Genomic DNA, 15932 nt, shown 5'->3' on the forward strand with positions numbered 1-15932 from the left:
TGTTGACTGACAGCAGCAACCGGCAGCCGGAATTGATTCAACCAAGTTGATAACACATATGTTGAATAAACTATGTTGAATACGCTACGAACAATAGTTCAGGAAGTCAGTGCCGCCTCTGATTTGCAGGCTGCGCTGGATATTATTGTTCAAAAAGTCAGGGAAGCCATGCGGACGGAAGTCTGTTCGGTCTATCTGTTCGATTCTGAAAACTCTACTTACACACTGATGGCAACCGAAGGGCTGAACAAAACAGCCATTGGCGTTGCCAAGCTCTCCCAGAGTGAAGGCCTTATTGGTCAGGTCGGTCAACGCGAGGAACCCATAAACCTCGAAGAAGCCGCTTCTCACCCCAAATTCCACTACATTCGTGAAACCGGTGAAGAAAAATTTCACGCCTTCCTTGGTGTGCCAATTATTCACCATCGAATGATTCTTGGTGTGCTGGTTGTTCAGCAACAGGAACGCCGCCGCTTTGACGAACACGAAGAAGCTTTCCTGGTGACCATGTCGGCTCAGCTGGCAGGCGTAATTGCCCATGCTGAAGCCACTGGCTCTCTACATGTTACCAGCATCAGTCCCAGCTCTATCACCAAAACAGCACGCTTTCAGGGATCACCAGGCGCAACAGGTGTCTCCATAGGTGAAGCTGTTGTCCTGGCTCCGGCAGCAGATTTGAGCGTTGTTCCTGACCGCGACTATAAAGATCTGGATAAAGAGCTGGTAGCACTGGACAAAGCTCTGGAGGCTGTTCGTGAAGACATGCGCAGCACCGCTGCGAAATTGGCGGGACGTCTTCCTGAAGAAGAACGTGCGTTGTTTGACGTTTATCTGCGAATGCTGGACGACAATGCTTTAGGTCAGGAAATCCGTTCACGCATTCATGAAGGTCACTGGGCCCCTGGAGCGTTGCGCCAGGTGATTCAGGAACACGTTCAGAATTTCGAGCTGATGGACGATGCCTATCTGCGTGAAAGAGCCGTTGATGTAAAAGACCTTGGTCGCAGAGTCCTGGCCAGTCTGCAACAGGACGAACAGGACAATATCGAATATCCGGACAACACGGTTCTGGTCAGTGAAGAACTGACCGCCAGCATGCTGGCGGATGTTCCCCATAACAAGCTGGCAGGCCTGGTTTCGGTCAGGGGCTCCAGTAACTCTCACGCCGCTATTCTTGCCAGAGCCTTGGGCATTCCTACAGTAATGGGCGTTGTAGAGCTGCCTTATCACAAGCTGACCGGCAAACCGATGATAGTTGATGGCAATCTGGGTATTGCCTATGTATCTCCTTCCAAAGAACTGCTTGAGCACTACCAAGTGGTTGTTGAGGAAGAACAGGAATTTACCAAAGGGCTGGAAGCTATCAGCGATTTGGCCTGCGTAACACCAGACCACTTCCGTGTACCGCTCTGGGTTAATACCGGACTGATGACCGACACGGTGCGTTCGCTGGATCGTGGCGCAGAAGGTGTTGGTCTCTATCGAACCGAAGTTCCCTTTATGCTCAGGGAGCGTTTCCCCAGCGAATCGGAACAGGAAAAAATCTACCGTCAACAACTGGAAGCTTTTGCTCCCAGACCGGTAACCATGCGAACCCTCGATATTGGCGGTGACAAATCACTGAGTTACTTCCCAATCAAGGAAGATAATCCATTCCTTGGCTGGCGTGGTATTCGAGTGACCCTGGATCATCCGGAGATATTTCTGGTACAGGTCAGGGCGATGCTGAAAGCCAGTGTCGGGCTGGATAACCTGCGCATCATGCTACCGATGATTACCAATGTCTTTGAGGTTGAGGAAGCACTGCATCTTATCCACAGAGCTCATGCGGAAGTCTTGTCTGAAGGTTTACCGGTAATGATGCCGCCAGTAGGCGTTATGATCGAAGTACCTGCTGCGGTTTATCAGGTCAGAGAACTCGCCAAACGTGTTGATTTCCTTTCCATAGGTTCAAACGACCTGACTCAATACCTGTTAGCCGTTGACCGTAATAATCCTCGAGTTGCGGGCCTGTACCACTCATTCCACCCAGCTGTTCTGCAGGCACTTCAAAAAGTGGTTGATGACAGCCACCGTGAAGGTAAAACCATTGGTATCTGTGGTGAAATGGCCGGTGACCCTGTTGCAGCGGTAATTTTGATGGCTATGGGTTTTGATATGCTCTCCATGAGTGCCACCAACCTGCTGAAGGTTAAATGGGCTCTCCGCAAAATCACTATGGCGAGAGCGAAAGAAATACTGGCTGAGGTCATCAAGCTGGATAACGCAATGGTGATTCGTAGCTCTCTTGAGCTGGCTCTCTGCCGCGATGGCCTTGGCAAGGTACTGGGTATCAAGAGCAAACGTTTCAAGAGCAGTCAGGAAACCGGCGAATAGTTCTACTCCTTACAACAACTCTTCTTTCAAAACTACTTATCTTCAAGATTCGGGATACTCTTCTATCAGTTCCTGACCTATAGCTGAAATCATCACACTTTGCGTCATAGGTGCTTTAAAAAGAACGACAATCTTTTTTATTGAACGTCTATGGTCTGGAATTATAAGTTCTCTGGTGGCCATGCCATTCTTAATCACTTTTTGAATGCCCGATTTCAGTACATGGCCATCACTCATATAGATTTTTACTTCTTTAACTTTCAAACTACCATCTGCAACTTTCAGGCGAACTTTCCTGAACACTCTGTCTTTTAAATCTGCTTTGAGTTTAATTGTTGCAGACTCACTGGTAGGTATGACTTTGGTACTGCCTACGGCCAGCCATTCCGGCTTATATATCATGCCAGTTACTTCCGCCATAACTGGAAGCGCAGATAATAAAACTCCGGATAACAAGAGTATTTTTAAAATATTTTTAGCCTTCATATTCAAACTCCGGTTCCAGATTTTTCTGCCATCAGCGATGGGTTTGAACAGATTAGCTACTCAATTGCATTTGTGCCTAGAAACAGATATTGAACAATAGTCCGTTTAATGTTGGTAAAGGCTTCACACTTTATGCTTAAATTGTGAAGCAAATCTCAGGATGAGATAATATAAAAATAAAGACCGGTTACGTTAGCAAGGAGTGCGTTATGGAACCGTCAAAAAAAATATTTCTACTGTGTGAACAGAAAACCGTGCAAAATTCAGCGCTGGTTTCACTTCTTTCTGAATTTTTTCATATTCAGCAAACGACACTGCCTTCATTTTCTCGCAGCACTGAATGTCAGAATGCCATTATCCTTCTCGACACACCTGAGCTTACAGACAAGCTTCATACTTTTCTGGTGTCCATGAGCGGAAAGATACCTGCTCCTGTTATCGCTCTTCTCAACGTTTCAAAACTACCCGGAAGAGATATTTTTCTGGAACACCCCGGTCTTAAAGGGTTATTTCTCGACACCGATAGCGTTGAAACACTTGTGAGAGGCATTAACTCCCTCATCGCTGGTGACTACTACTTGCCAACAGCTTTGGTAGAAGCTCTGATCAGCAAAGCGCCTGCACAATCAGAATCATCCATTCAGCTATGCGACTCTGGCTTACGACTGACCCGCAGGGAAAAGCAGATCCTGTCTCTGGCAAAAACAGGTGCGACCAATCATGAAATTGCCGACCAGCTCCACCTTAGTGAAAATACCATCAAGACACACCTCTACAACCTCTACAGAAAGTTAAACGTCCGAAACCGTATTGAAGCTATTGAGTGGGCTAGAAGGCATCTGGCAGAAGCAGCTATGGCTCCCGCCTAGTTATAAACGGAGTTGTTATGAGGCGACCAGGAAGAGTCATTCTGCTGTGCTTTATGATGAGCATAGCTGACATAAGTTCATCAAAGACTGAAAGCAGTAATGAAATTACCATTACTGGCATCCTTATTGATCAGACGCTGACACCACAAGGCAGGCGTTTCTTTAAGTCTTTCAGTACGTCATGGCGATTACTGGAGCCACGGGATGAGTTTAATCTGGCCATTAAAGAATACCCGGACCCAGCCAAAAGCAGTCGTATAAAAATTACATGGAACCGTAAGCTTCTTTTTTCAACTCTGCTTGGGCCAGCCAGAAATCAGCTGAAACAGAAAGCAGAACAGGCAGCCAATGTCGTAAATAACCAGCTGCAGTACATACGCATTATTGAAGCCACTCAGTATGATCCGGATATGGACAAGGATGAAATATGACAAAGGAAAGGACTGTATTGTCACCCACAACTATTTTGAAAGCCGCCTTACTGGCTGTTCTTCTACCCGTTGCATCAGCAGCTCAGGCAACTGAACTGGTTTATGTTCCAACCAATCCAAGCTTTGGCGGGAATCCTGGCAATGGCGGCTATTTACTGAACAATGCTGCCGCTAGCAATAAGCACAAAGCGCCTTCCGATGATTTTGGCTTTGAGCAGGAGTCTGCTCTGGATCGTTTCTCGAGTAATTTACAAAGCCAACTGTTAAACGACCTGCTTTCAGAGTCTCTAACTTCAGGAGACAATAACCAGACCCTTGATGCCAATGGTTTTACTGTAAATATCAACAAAAATAATGGGCAGCTGATTGTTACTATCACTGACAAAGAAACCGGCGCTACCAGCCAGATACAACTTTCTAATAATAATTAATTGGCAGTGTTGTTATGTTCATTCAAAGTTTCAAATTACTGGCATTCACACTCAGTGCCATTCTACTCACCGGCTGTGCGTCATCAGACTTGAAAGACGACCTATTTGGCCCCGGTAAAAACTCACCTACATTGATGCCCAGAACCAGCACATATACAGATTTGATAAGCCTGCCTGAGCCCAAGGGTAAAATTGTTGCATCTATTTACTCTTTTACTGATCAAACCGGCCAATACAGAGGTGCACCCAACAGCAGTTTTTCCACTATGGTCACCCAAGGTGCAACGGCCATGCTGAATACAGCATTGAGGGACTCTGGCTGGTTTATTCCTCTTGAACGAGAAGGATTACAGAACCTTCTGACAGAGAGAAAAATCATTAGAGCCACAATGAAACAGCAAGGACAGGATGCTAACCAGTTGGCGGCCCTCTTGCCGGCAAATGTATTACTCGAGGGAGGTATTATTGCTTACGAAACCAACACTCGAACAGGCGGAGCAGGGTTAAAATACCTCGGCATTGGCACTTCCGAAAAGTATCGTGTAGATCAGATAACCATCAATCTCAGAGCTGTAGATGTTCGCAGCGGTCAGATTCTTCACAGCATCAATGTCACCAAAACCATACTCTCTAATGAGGTGCAAGCTGGTATTTATAAATACGTTGCCTATAAAGAACTACTGGAAACAGAAGCTGGTTATACGACTAATGAACCTGTTCAGCTAAGCCTGATGTCTGCTATTGAAGCAGCTGTGATTCACCTGATTACTGAAGGAATAACCACCAATAGCTGGGCTTTAAAAAACACTGACGAAATTGAATCTGAAGTAGTGAAACAATATCTTAATAAAACATCACCTGTCGTTTTATAAACACCTTTGGTTTTAAAAGACTTACTACCTTTTAAAACCAAAGTACCAATATTAAATCAATATTCACTCTATAGACTTATTTTAAGCGTCAGTTATTTGACACATAATTCTGTTTGGTAACGGAATACCTTGGTAAATACGATGCTTTTTCAACAGCTGTTGAAGCGAACATTCTGTTTAGTATTCATACTTTCTTATAATGTTTCTGCCTCTGAAATTTTTGACCTTGCTCCCAGCTCAGAATTATCTGCTCGCAGCGAGCTTGCTGATGACTTCTACCGTCAAAGCACTGTTCGCCAGACCGCCACAGTTCAGCAACAAGGCAACCTGAATACTGCCACAATAGATCATAGGGGTCAGAGAAATACCGCCATAATCCAGCAATCTGGTTACAGTAACACGAGCCTGATTACACAACGAGGCACGGGTAATTGGACAAAGAGCGTTCAGGCAGGTTTTTCCAACTCAGTATCTGTCACCCAGACAGGTGAAGATAATATCGCTGTCGCAACACAGTTCTATGCAAACAACACTATTGATATTGAGCAAGACGGCAGCTGGAATCAGGCTTATGTGAGCCAATACGGTAGTCATAACACTGCAACACTGGTTCAGAATAATGGCAGTGTTCACAACGATGCCTGGGTAGAACAGATCGGCTACCACAATACGGCGACAGTCACACAATCAGGCAGCTGGAACGACGCCACGATTCTGCAGTACGGCTATGGCAACGATGCACAGATTACTCAGTCTGGTGGTAATAACTACGCAGCTATTTATCAGGCCGGTAATAACAATACTGCCAGCATCCATCAAGACGGCTACAACCTGAATACCACACTTGTGAATATTGGTAATGATCACGTGGAAGTGTATCGATTTAATTAAGCAGTAAAAAATATCGGGAGCAGGGATTACCCGGTTAATAACAAAGAGTGAGACTCAATACCCCGGAGGGTACACGGATGAAAGCAACATTAACCCCACTATCTTTAGCTGTATTGCTGGCTGCTGGCTCAGCTTATGCAAATGATGAAGCAACTATTTTCCAGCAGGGTTCCAATAATGACTCTGTGATTGCTCAAACAGCTACAGTCGATGCTCAAGCAACATCAAATCAGTACTACTTCAGTAATGATTCGGATATCCAGCAAACATCTGCGCAATCAGGAACGGTTGCCACTGTAACTCAATACGGTAAAAACACCTCCATCATTTCCCAAACAGGCACCAGCAACTCCACTGTTTCTGTAATACAGGACTTCAACAACAAATCAACCGTACGTCAGCAGGGCAGCACCAACAGCACTACGATTGAACAGGGTGACGGCCCTGGTCGTGCCAGCCAGAACAACACAAGCTGGGTGCGGCAAGCAGGTCAGGATAATACTCTGAATGTGACTCAAGGAAACAGCTTCAACCGCGCTGGTGTTATTCAGGTTGGTCTCGGTGGTACAGCGACTATTGACCAGGCTGATGCCAACAGCTCTAGAGCGGCCTTATTTCAAGCAGGCACTGAAAATACAGCAGTCCTGAGGCAATCAGGTGGATCAACCGGTTCAAATGTATTCGCTGTTCAGGGTGGTCAGTCCAACGTACTCCACACTAAACAAAATCAGTCGGATAACAGTAGAATCACTGTTGCACAGGGTTTTGGTGTCAACAACCAGGCTCAACTGATTCAATATCAAACAGATGGTTCAATCGCGACTGCAGCACAGTTTGGTAGTAATAACTACATAAACGTCCACCAGCGTGCAGGTGATAATAACTCTCTGTTCAGTGCCCAATATGGCAATGACAACAATATATACGCCAGCAGCCGTGCAGGTGAAGGCGGTTACTCTCATGATGGCAGCATTGATTTCGGCACTCCGTATGGAGGTCAATCTGGCTCAAATAACTACGCAGAAATTCTGCAGGTTCAGTCTTCCAACACTGTATACCTTGCTCAATCCGGAAATGACTCTGCTTATTCAACTCAGAATGGCACAAACAACACTGCACGTTTTATTCAACAATAAAGTGTAGAAAGGAGTTCTTTTCACCCTTGTTCCCACGCACCTGCGTGGGAACTTTCACCCTCTAATTTCTATTTCCGATAATTCCCTATACCCACCTTCAACCAACCTATCATCCAACCGAATCCCCCCCATACTCTCCCGATGCAACCCCACCACCGGGTTCCTGAACCGCCCGAACATTCTTTTAATCTGATGATAACGCCCTTCATAAATGGTCAACCTAACCAGATGACTGTTTAACTGCTCCAGCTCAGCCGGACTGGTGGTGATATCTTCATAAGGAAAATAGATGCCTTCAGCAAAGAGCCTGGCTGTATCAGGGTCAATAGGATTGTCCGTTGTGACCAGATAAGTCTTTGGCTTCTTTAAATCAGGGTCCGTCATCCTTCGTGACCATTGGCCATCATTGGTCAAAAGCATCAGTCCGGAACTTGCACGATCAAGCCTGCCAGCAATATGCAGCTGTGAAGCCAGCTCAGCCGGAAGCAAGTCCATCACCGTTTTATGAACCGGGTCTGAAGTGGCACTGAGAATACCCACAGGTTTGTGCATCATTATATAGAGCGCTTTCTGCCCTTCCTGAATCAACTCGCCATCCACTTCAACCCTCACAAACTGGGAAATATCAATACTGCCATCACGTTCAACCTTACCGTCAGCCAGAACTTTGCCTTGAGCAAGCAAGGTCAAAGCATGACGACGGTTCCACATTGGATGTTGGCATAATAATCTGTCTAATCTCATGGCATAATTATCTCAGGATGCCCGACACCAATGAAGGAACTTTCGCGGTGTAGCTTTCTCAAACAGTCATAAATGACAAGTGGTGCATTTATTGCCTGACTTTTGTCTATGACTAATGTACAAGGACGCGATGAAAACCCCAAAACGCATTCAACCACTTGTAGAAGCAGGTCTGGTTGACGAAGTTCTCCGCCGTTTGATGAGCGGAAAAGAAGCCGATGTCTTTGTTGTACGTTGCGGTGACGAAATCCGCTGCGCCAAGGTTTATAAGGAAGCCGCCAAACGCAGCTTCAAGAAAGCCGCCCTTTATCAGGAAGGCCGCAAGGTTCGCAACAGCCGCCGTGCCAGAGCCATGGAAAAAGGCTCCAAGTTCGGACGCAAGCAGCAGGAAGAAACCTGGCAAAGTGCCGAGGTCGATGCTCTGTTCAAACTGGCCAACGCCGGTGTAAGAGTGCCTCAGCCGCATATCTGTCTGGAAGGCGTGCTGCTGATGGAGCTGGTTACCGATGAAGACGGTGATGTTGCTTCAAGGCTCAGCGATGTTTCCATGTCTGAAGAACAGGCTCTGGAAGATCATGCTCTGGTGATGCATTACGTAAAACTGATGCTCTGTGCCGGACTCGTTCACGGTGACTTGTCCGAGTTTAATGTTCTGGTCAATCAGGATGGTCCGGTCATTATCGACCTGCCTCAGGCCGTTGACGCAGCGGGCAACAACAATGCCCGCAGTATGCTGGAACGTGATATTGAAAACATGAATCACTACTACGGCCAGTTTGCTCCAGAGCTGCTCAATGCCCGTTACGCACAGGAAATGTGGCAACTGTTTGAAGACGGTGAACTGACACCGGAAACAGAGCTGACCGGACAATTCAAAGTCGAAGAAGTGGCTGCAGACGTTGATTCCATTATGGAAGAAATCAAAGCCGCCATGGAGGAGGAACAGGAACGTCTCGAACGAATCAAAGATGCAAATAATCCCGAGTGATCAATCTCTAATTATTAACCTCTTTTAAATAATCTGTGCAGGCCTTGTTTTATCAGGCCTGCACGATCCAATACCCCATCAGCCCAGCCACCTCCTGATAAATAATGTTCACTTTACGACAGTTGTTGATAGTAAAAAGGACATAAACTCCACGATTTTATACCTATTTGATCGTACGCTGACTTTTTATAGTCACTCCATACCAAGATTCACCAGAATACTTTTAATTGATTCGGTGTCGTTTTAAGTGTGTGGACACACGCAGCGAACATACGTGCAGTCATTACCCGCCTGTGACGGGTAATGACAAAGTGGCTTCGTATCTCCATATATTTAATCAGCGATGCCAATCTGACCGGAGTGACCCATGTCCGAATTCTTCAAAGGTATCAGCAAGATCCAGTACGAAGCCCTGAGTCCAGAAATCCTCTGGCGTTCAAAACTTACGACCCAAGCAAGGTTATCCTGGGTAAGACCATGGCCGAGCACCTGCGTTTTGCAGCCTGCTACTGGCACTACTTCTGCTGGACCGGGTCTGACGTATTCGGTGCCGGCACAATGGTTCGCCCATGGCATCAGGCAGGTAGCGAGCTGGAAATGGCGACGATGAAAGCGGACGTTGCTCCTGAAGGCAAGTCCATTAAGGAATACATCAACAACTTTGCGACCATGGTTGATGTTCTGGAACGCAAGCAGGAAGAAACCGGCCTGAAACTACTGTGGGGTACTGCCAACGCATTCTCTAACCCACGTTACATGTCCGGTGCTGCAATCAATCCTAACCCTGAAGTATTCACCTGCACGGCTACCCAGGTGTTCAATGCCATGAACGCTACCAATCGTCTTGGCGGCGAAAACTACGTTCTGTGGGGCGGTCGTGAAGGTTACGAGACTCTGCTGAACACCGACCTGCGTCGTGAACGTCAGCAGCTGGGCCGTTTCATGCAAATGGTTGTTGAGCACAAGCACAAGATCGGTTTTGAAGGTTCTATCCTGATTGAGCCTAAGCCACAGGAGCCTACCAAGCACCAGTACGACTACGACACTGCTACTGTATTCGGTTTCCTGAAAGAGTTCGATCTGGAAAAAGAGATCCAGATTAACGTCGAAGCTAACCATGCGACTCTCGCTGGTCACAGCTTCCACCACGAAGTAGCGACTGCAACTTCTCTGGGTATTTTCGGTTCCATCGACGCCAACCGTGGCGACGCTCAGCTGGGTTAGGGCGCTGACATGGGTCAGAAGATCCTGAAAGACGAAATGTCTCTGGAAGACGTGGCTAACACCGCTGTTGCTGACGAGTTCAGTCCAAAGCTGATCTCCGGTCTCAGGAACTGCTGGAAAACGAAGTGAACAATGTGATCTTTAATCGTTAATTTTTAATTAGCCTTGTGTCACTCTTATTGGGTTTCACTTCGTTTAACTCCAACCTACGATAGTAGACTGCGATTTGAACCGCTTTTCATCTATACTCTCCTGCAATCATTTAATCTTTTCTTTCTGCCTCTTTTATTTCCGGAATCCCATGATTGCCAACGATGTATTGCGTCGCCTGCGTTTTGCACTGAACCTTAACGATCAGCAGATGGTCAAGATTTTCAAACTGGCCGAGTTCACTATTACCCCTGATTATCTGGTCAATATCATGCGCAAGGAAGAAGAAGAAGGTTATATCCTCTGCCGTGACGATGTTCTTTCCCGCTTTCTGGATGGCTTTATCATCCATTGTCGCGGTGTTCAGGAAGGCCGAAAGCCCGAATATCTGCCAAAAAACGAATTACTGTCCAAGAATGAAGTGCTGCGTAAAATCAGAATCGCTCTTGAGCTGAAAGACACTGATATTATCGACATGATGAAACTGGCTGAATTTGAAGTTTCTAAAACAGAGTTGTCTGCCATATTCAGAAGACGCGGCCACAGAAATTACAAAGAGTGTGGCAACCAGTTTCTGAGAAACTTTATCTCCGGGCTGACTAAAAGAAATCGTCCGAACCTGCCTGCCAGAAAAGTAAATACTGCGAAGCAATCAACCGATAAAGCTAAGAAATAACTCAGCAGATAAACCCCACCCGCTTTTGTTCGACTGTTGTCGTTTTTGTAAAACTGACAACAGTATTGGACAAAGATTGAATCGTTATGTGCATGGCTGTTAGTAAGTATTCTTCCTATATTGAGCCTGACAAAAAATTCAGGCGCGTGACTCATTTTTTAACTATGAATCACGAGAAAGATTCAAAGAAATTCCCGGAGAGTTTGCTGTGTATCTGGCTTACTGCAAAAAAGAAATCAAGATTAACGTAATTTTGAACTTGCTGATCAATGGCGCTATTGGTTGGTTTATGTTTGCATCTATGGACGCTATTCCACTGACAGGTGAGGGGGATACAGTTGCTTTTGATCTGGGGCTGGGTACATTTTTTGTTACTTTCTTTGTTTGCTTCTTCACCATGTTTAACATTCAACAGGCTCTGAAGAAAAACTCCCAAACCGGTCACCTCTGGGAAGAAGGCACTATCAGTTACAAACTGGCTTCCATGCTGCCAGCCACCAAGGCCAAGCTGGTAACACTGTGGCTGGTTGTTGCTTTTACCCTGTTTTATGCGCCAAGCCTTCTGGTTGTTGAGCACTTTATGGACGGAGCCATGGGTGGTGTCGTTTATACTGTTTACAAAACTCTATACTGCACCGTTCTCGCTTACCTGATTGCTTTCTCTGCCTCTCGTGTAGCGGTTGCTGACCACACAGCAATGAATACAGTTACAGCCACCGCCTGATTGCCTAATTGCTTGATTGCTTGATTGCTTGATTGCTTGATTGCTTGATTGCTTGATTGCTTGATTGCTTGATAAGACACGGAGCAACAGTTCTGTGTCTGTCCCTGCCTCGTTTTACTCTAATAAAAACACAAATAAGCATAGAAACTGCTGATATCGACATATTAGTGGCACAAAAAGCTTCATATAGTATCCCCTCAACTCTGGCGATATATGACCGGCTTTGAAGGTGCGTTAGAGAGCGGGCTATATAAGTTTTGTAGAAAAAATTGAATACGTTGTTTCGACCAAAAACCCCACACTGGTCGGTGCCCGCATCTACAACCTGATTGCGCGCAGCATGTTCATTAACACAGTTCTGGCCGGTTTCTTCTCATGGATGGCTTTCAGCAGTGATATCAGCTGGGGTGGCCTGATCGTAGACTTCCTGATTACAAATATCTTTCTGACCTACTTTCTTGTTGTTGGCTCCCGCTCTGATCTACGCGGCTGGACTAAAAAGATGGGCATCGAAAAAGTTAAGTTCGACCCTGTTGCTCACAAGAAATATAAGCCATATATCAAGAATTAGCCTGTAGGGCCAGTCTCTTGGCCTGTCATTCTTTGGTTTATCGTAACCAGGGTCAGGGAAAAAAGGTTTGATAAGTTTCCACTCATCATCAGTCAAATATGAGGGATACATAATATTCCCCTCGTAGCAGGTGATGAGGAATATTTAGCTCAAACCTGTAAATTCTTTCATGTTAGTGGCTGATCACTTTTGAAACCGTCTCTAAAAGAAAACAGGTATGACCGTCATGATGGCTATAAAGAACTGTCATCAAGAACAAAACTTAAGGATATCCCTCTGTACTGTCTTCTTCATGGAACTGAAACTGCTCTCAGACTTATTGAGCTCGATGTGTCGACGCTTCAAGCAGGCTTTGAAAAAATATCATATTCCTTGAGTCAATATGAGGGCGAAACACGGACACTGTGTAAGGCGCTAAAACTCGGAAAATACAACCCGAGCAGACTACTCATATTCAAGAAAAAGTTAACTGCGGATCTGTTAAATACAGAGGGACAGATGATTATAAACCCTGAGCATTCAGACCGAGGACAACTACAGGCAACAGCACAGCATTTAGGTTTTTTACTAAGCCTTATCGAAGCATGCAAGGTGTAACCTTATTTAATGAGAGCGATGCTGTTGCATCGCTCTCGATTAATCAGACAGTACAGGAACCATGCGGATCAATAACAAACTTCTTGGCTGCTCCGCCATCAAAGTCCGCATAACCTTCTGGTGCACTGTCCAGTGAAATAACCTGAACGTTTACCGCCTTGGCAATATCAATCTTGTCGAACAGAATCGCCTGCATCAGGTTACGGTGATATTTCATAACCGGACACTGACCCGTATGAAAAGAATGTGATTTCGCCCAACCAAGACCAAAGCGCATGCTGAGAGCACCCACTCTGGCAGCCTCATCCATAGCACCCGGATCTTCAGTCACATAAAGGCCTGGAATACCTATGCTGCCACCAGCTCTGGTTACCTGCATCGCAGAGTTAAGAACCGTTGCCGGAGCTTCCTGATTATGATTACAACCGCAACCGTGCGCTTCGAAGCCTACACAGTCGACGAAAGCATCCACTTCACGTTCACCCAGAATCTCTTCCAGCTTATCTTCCATGGAACCATCTTCACGAAGATCAATGGTTTCACAGCCAAAGCTGCGGGCCTGAGCCAGGCGATCTTCAATCATGTCGCCCACAATAACGCAGGCAGCACCAAGTAACTGGGCTGAAGCGGCTGCAGCCAGACCAACCGGGCCTGCACCGGCAATATAAACAGTTGAACCAGGCTTAACCCCAGCAGTTACACAACCGTGGAAGCCTGTCGGGAAAATATCAGACAGCAGGGTAAGGTCCCTGATCTTTTCAATAGCCTGATCGGCATCCGGGAACTTCAGCAAATTGAAGTCTGCATACGGCACCATGACATACTCAGCCTGACCTCCAACCCAGCCGCCCATATCAACATAACCATAAGCTGCACCCGGACGAGCAGGGTTAACATTGAGGCAGATCCCGGTTTTGCCTTCTTTACAGTTACGGCAACGACCGCAGGCGATGTTGAAAGGTACAGAGACAATATCGCCGACGTTCAGAAACTCAACATCGCTGCCTTTTTCAAGAATAACACCGGTAATTTCATGACCCAGAACGAGGCCTTCGGACGCTGTTGTTCTACCGCGAACCATATGCTGGTCACTACCACAGATGTTGGTAGTAATAACTTTCAGAATAACGCCGTGATCACATTTTCTGTTGCCCAGAGCCAACTCAGGAAAGGCTATGGACTCAACGGCAACATTACCCGCCCCCTTATAAACGACACCACGATTCGAGTGGTCACACATGACTGATGCTCCAGATTTATTATTTTAGTAATCAGCATTCAATCCCCGGCTGAGAGGCCCGGTTTTTATTGAAAGCACACTCGAAAGTACTGGCAGCAGGACTCTTCAGAATGACTAAAAAAGGCAGCAACTTGATTAAAAACGACATATAAAAAGTTACCAAACGGGAAGTTATGTAAATCCATATTCATTTATTGATCGAATATGTTTGTGCAGATATTATCCAGAAATGGCCATCAGGCCGTGCAAGTTACTAAGTAAAATAATAATAAACAAAAGCAGTATTTCTCATGCTTCGCCAGCGCCAGTGCGGAGTATTTGAGGAGGAAAATAATAAAATGGTTTCAGGCACCCCTCAGTCTCCATTGAAAAGGCAGGACGCAACCAGTGTCGGTTTTCTTCTGCTGAATAATTTCACCATGTTAGCTATGGCTTCAGCACTCGAAACGCTGAGAATGGCCAATCAACTCTTTGGTTCAGAGCTGTTTAGCTGGACTCTGATTTCAGAAGACGGTGAACCGGTAAAAGCCAGTGATGGCATTATCTTTACACCCGATCATTCAATCTCAGACAACATTGATGTGGACATTCTGATTGTCGTTGGTGGCGTTAATATCACTCGAAGTTTTAACAACAAGCATACTCGCTGGCTTAGAAGTAAGGCTCAATCCGGCAAGATTATTGGTGGTATTTGTACAGGGCCATATGTTTTAGCCGATGCAGGCCTGCTCGATAATCAGGAGTGCAGCGCCCATTGGGAATGCATTGCTTCCTTGCAGGAGCATTACCAGAGAGTTCGCTGTAATAACAAGCTTTTTACTATCGAACATAACCGTATGACTTCATCAGGTGGTAGTGCGTCTATGGACATGTTCCTGCATCTGATCACGCTTCGTTATGGCTCAAAGCTCTCTACAGCGGTATCCGATATGTTTGTCTGTGACCGTATACGAACTGAAAATGACAGACAACGCGTACCTCTTCGTCAGTCACACAACACTGGCGAATCAAGATCCAAGCTGGTCGATATCATTGAGCTGATGGAAAGCAATCTGGAAGAGCCCATTGAACTTGATGAGCTGGCATCTTTCGTACATGTTTCGCGTCGTCAGCTGGAAAGAATGTTTCAGCGACACCTTTCCTGTTCACCTTCAAGACATTATCTGAAACTGAGACTCGACCGGGCGCGACAACTGCTGAAGCAATCCAGCATGTCGATTGTTGAAGTAGCCGCTGCCTGCGGTTTTGTTTCAACGCCTCATTTCAGTCGCTGTTACAGAAAATACAACGGCATTTCCCCAAGGGATGACCGAAAAGGCAGCTGGCAGGAGCCCACTCATACAACCACAGTTATCAATAAGCTGGCACTGGGCCCTGTTGAAGCAAAATCACAGTCCGTTCTGAATGAATCCCAGGCGGAACCCAGTTTCGGCTCAGTGTCAGTCAATATCTGATCACTTAACCAGAAGCCTGCAGGCTTTGTCATTCAAGGCCTTACCTCCCAAGTCACTCATTTGGTGGTAGTC

The 15932-nt window shown here is 46.0% G+C and carries 17 protein-coding genes; 14 read left to right on the forward strand and 3 right to left on the reverse strand.

The features are described from left to right. Nucleotides 1-72: 72 nt before the first annotated feature. Nucleotides 73-2376: a phosphoenolpyruvate--protein phosphotransferase gene (ptsP, locus tag EOPP23_RS09040; RefSeq protein ID WP_153765618.1), complete on the forward strand. Its 2304-nt coding sequence runs from the start codon at nucleotides 73-75 to the stop codon at nucleotides 2374-2376. 42 nt (nucleotides 2377-2418) lie between these two features. Here the strand turns inward: ptsP and EOPP23_RS09045 are convergent, their stop codons facing one another. Then, the gene (locus tag EOPP23_RS09045; RefSeq protein ID WP_153765619.1) at nucleotides 2419-2862 is read right to left on the reverse strand and encodes a hypothetical protein; all 444 of its coding nucleotides are present in this window, start codon (nucleotides 2860-2862) and stop codon (nucleotides 2419-2421) included. 209 nt (nucleotides 2863-3071) lie between these two features. Here EOPP23_RS09045 and EOPP23_RS09050 point away from each other — a divergent pair, with 209 nt between their 5' ends. The 6 genes from EOPP23_RS09050 (at nucleotide 3072) to EOPP23_RS09075 (ending at nucleotide 7492) form a co-directional block, all read left to right on the forward strand. Next, nucleotides 3072-3731: a LuxR C-terminal-related transcriptional regulator gene (locus EOPP23_RS09050; RefSeq protein ID WP_153765620.1), complete on the forward strand. Its 660-nt coding sequence runs from the start codon at nucleotides 3072-3074 to the stop codon at nucleotides 3729-3731. 17 nt (nucleotides 3732-3748) lie between these two features. Further along, nucleotides 3749-4162, forward strand: coding sequence for a CsgE family curli-type amyloid fiber assembly protein (locus EOPP23_RS09055; RefSeq protein WP_153765621.1), 414 nt, complete (start codon nucleotides 3749-3751; stop codon nucleotides 4160-4162). Further along, the gene (locus EOPP23_RS09060; RefSeq protein WP_153765622.1) at nucleotides 4159-4593 is read left to right on the forward strand and encodes a curli assembly protein CsgF; all 435 of its coding nucleotides are present in this window, start codon (nucleotides 4159-4161) and stop codon (nucleotides 4591-4593) included. Before EOPP23_RS09055 ends, EOPP23_RS09060 begins: the two co-directional genes overlap by 4 nt. 14 nt (nucleotides 4594-4607) lie before the next feature. After that, a complete protein-coding gene (locus tag EOPP23_RS09065) occupies nucleotides 4608-5465 on the forward strand; it encodes a CsgG/HfaB family protein (RefSeq protein ID WP_153765623.1) in 858 nt (285 codons plus the stop codon). A gap of 141 nt (nucleotides 5466-5606) precedes the next feature. Next, on the forward strand, nucleotides 5607-6356 hold the full coding sequence (locus EOPP23_RS09070; RefSeq protein ID WP_153765624.1) for a hypothetical protein: 750 nt from the start codon (nucleotides 5607-5609) through the stop codon (nucleotides 6354-6356). A 77-nt stretch (nucleotides 6357-6433) separates the two neighbouring features. After that, nucleotides 6434-7492: a hypothetical protein gene (locus tag EOPP23_RS09075; RefSeq protein WP_153765625.1), complete on the forward strand. Its 1059-nt coding sequence runs from the start codon at nucleotides 6434-6436 to the stop codon at nucleotides 7490-7492. Nucleotides 7493-7546: 54 nt separating this feature from the next. On the opposite strand, the gene EOPP23_RS09080 is transcribed toward EOPP23_RS09075, so the two are convergent. Beyond that, a complete protein-coding gene (locus EOPP23_RS09080; protein WP_153765626.1) occupies nucleotides 7547-8236 on the reverse strand; it encodes a pseudouridine synthase in 690 nt (229 codons plus the stop codon). Nucleotides 8237-8366: 130 nt separating this feature from the next. On the opposite strand from EOPP23_RS09080, the gene EOPP23_RS09085 reads away from it, so the two are divergent. From EOPP23_RS09085 to EOPP23_RS09110, 6 genes are all read left to right on the forward strand, one after another. After that, nucleotides 8367-9224, forward strand: a complete 858-nt coding sequence (locus tag EOPP23_RS09085; protein WP_153765627.1) for a PA4780 family RIO1-like protein kinase — start codon at nucleotides 8367-8369, stop codon at nucleotides 9222-9224. A 303-nt stretch (nucleotides 9225-9527) separates the two neighbouring features. Beyond that, nucleotides 9528-10448 carry a hypothetical protein gene (locus tag EOPP23_RS09090; protein WP_370514729.1) on the forward strand — a complete coding sequence of 307 codons (921 nt, stop codon included), beginning with the start codon at nucleotides 9528-9530 and terminating at the stop codon, nucleotides 10446-10448. A gap of 301 nt (nucleotides 10449-10749) precedes the next feature. After that, nucleotides 10750-11274 (forward strand): DUF1456 family protein, encoded by a 525-nt coding sequence (locus EOPP23_RS09095; protein WP_153765628.1) that lies wholly within the window; start codon nucleotides 10750-10752, stop codon nucleotides 11272-11274. Between the two features lie 208 nt (nucleotides 11275-11482). Further along, a complete protein-coding gene (locus EOPP23_RS09100; RefSeq protein ID WP_153765629.1) occupies nucleotides 11483-11998 on the forward strand; it encodes a hypothetical protein in 516 nt (171 codons plus the stop codon). Between the two features lie 340 nt (nucleotides 11999-12338). Next, nucleotides 12339-12569 carry a hypothetical protein gene (locus EOPP23_RS09105; RefSeq protein WP_153765630.1) on the forward strand — a complete coding sequence of 77 codons (231 nt, stop codon included), beginning with the start codon at nucleotides 12339-12341 and terminating at the stop codon, nucleotides 12567-12569. A gap of 189 nt (nucleotides 12570-12758) precedes the next feature. Then, a complete protein-coding gene (locus EOPP23_RS09110; RefSeq protein ID WP_153765631.1) occupies nucleotides 12759-13166 on the forward strand; it encodes a hypothetical protein in 408 nt (135 codons plus the stop codon). A gap of 43 nt (nucleotides 13167-13209) precedes the next feature. Here the strand turns inward: EOPP23_RS09110 and fdhA are convergent, their stop codons facing one another. Further along, on the reverse strand, nucleotides 13210-14406 hold the full coding sequence (gene fdhA, locus EOPP23_RS09115; RefSeq protein ID WP_153765632.1) for a formaldehyde dehydrogenase, glutathione-independent: 1197 nt from the start codon (nucleotides 14404-14406) through the stop codon (nucleotides 13210-13212). 338 nt (nucleotides 14407-14744) lie between these two features. Here fdhA and EOPP23_RS09120 point away from each other — a divergent pair, with 338 nt between their 5' ends. Beyond that, the gene (locus tag EOPP23_RS09120; RefSeq protein WP_153765633.1) at nucleotides 14745-15860 is read left to right on the forward strand and encodes a GlxA family transcriptional regulator; all 1116 of its coding nucleotides are present in this window, start codon (nucleotides 14745-14747) and stop codon (nucleotides 15858-15860) included. Nucleotides 15861-15932 lie beyond the last annotated feature (72 nt).

The organism is Endozoicomonas sp. OPT23, from assembly GCF_009653635.1.
GTDB lineage: Bacteria > Pseudomonadota > Gammaproteobacteria > Pseudomonadales > Endozoicomonadaceae > Endozoicomonas_A.

What these genes read in the sequence shown, in the direction of transcription:
- EOPP23_RS09050 (WP_153765620.1), top strand. Translation starts at nt 3,072, where the DNA reads ATGGAACCGTCAAAAAAAATATTTCTACTGTGTGAACAGAAAACCGTG.
- EOPP23_RS09090 (WP_370514729.1), top strand. Translation starts at nt 9,528, where the DNA reads ATGACAAAGTGGCTTCGTATCTCCATATATTTAATCAGCGATGCCAAT.
- EOPP23_RS09055 (WP_153765621.1), top strand. Translation starts at nt 3,749, where the DNA reads ATGAGGCGACCAGGAAGAGTCATTCTGCTGTGCTTTATGATGAGCATA.
- EOPP23_RS09080 (WP_153765626.1), bottom strand. Translation starts at nt 8,236, where the DNA reads ATGAGATTAGACAGATTATTATGCCAACATCCAATGTGGAACCGTCGT.
- fdhA (WP_153765632.1), bottom strand. Translation starts at nt 14,406, where the DNA reads ATGTGTGACCACTCGAATCGTGGTGTCGTTTATAAGGGGGCGGGTAAT.
- EOPP23_RS09060 (WP_153765622.1), top strand. Translation starts at nt 4,159, where the DNA reads ATGACAAAGGAAAGGACTGTATTGTCACCCACAACTATTTTGAAAGCC.
- EOPP23_RS09105 (WP_153765630.1), top strand. Translation starts at nt 12,339, where the DNA reads ATGTTCATTAACACAGTTCTGGCCGGTTTCTTCTCATGGATGGCTTTC.
- ptsP (WP_153765618.1), top strand. Translation starts at nt 73, where the DNA reads ATGTTGAATACGCTACGAACAATAGTTCAGGAAGTCAGTGCCGCCTCT.
- EOPP23_RS09045 (WP_153765619.1), bottom strand. Translation starts at nt 2,862, where the DNA reads ATGAAGGCTAAAAATATTTTAAAAATACTCTTGTTATCCGGAGTTTTA.
- EOPP23_RS09065 (WP_153765623.1), top strand. Translation starts at nt 4,608, where the DNA reads ATGTTCATTCAAAGTTTCAAATTACTGGCATTCACACTCAGTGCCATT.
- EOPP23_RS09095 (WP_153765628.1), top strand. Translation starts at nt 10,750, where the DNA reads ATGATTGCCAACGATGTATTGCGTCGCCTGCGTTTTGCACTGAACCTT.
- EOPP23_RS09075 (WP_153765625.1), top strand. Translation starts at nt 6,434, where the DNA reads ATGAAAGCAACATTAACCCCACTATCTTTAGCTGTATTGCTGGCTGCT.
- EOPP23_RS09120 (WP_153765633.1), top strand. Translation starts at nt 14,745, where the DNA reads ATGGTTTCAGGCACCCCTCAGTCTCCATTGAAAAGGCAGGACGCAACC.
- EOPP23_RS09085 (WP_153765627.1), top strand. Translation starts at nt 8,367, where the DNA reads ATGAAAACCCCAAAACGCATTCAACCACTTGTAGAAGCAGGTCTGGTT.
- EOPP23_RS09070 (WP_153765624.1), top strand. Translation starts at nt 5,607, where the DNA reads ATGCTTTTTCAACAGCTGTTGAAGCGAACATTCTGTTTAGTATTCATA.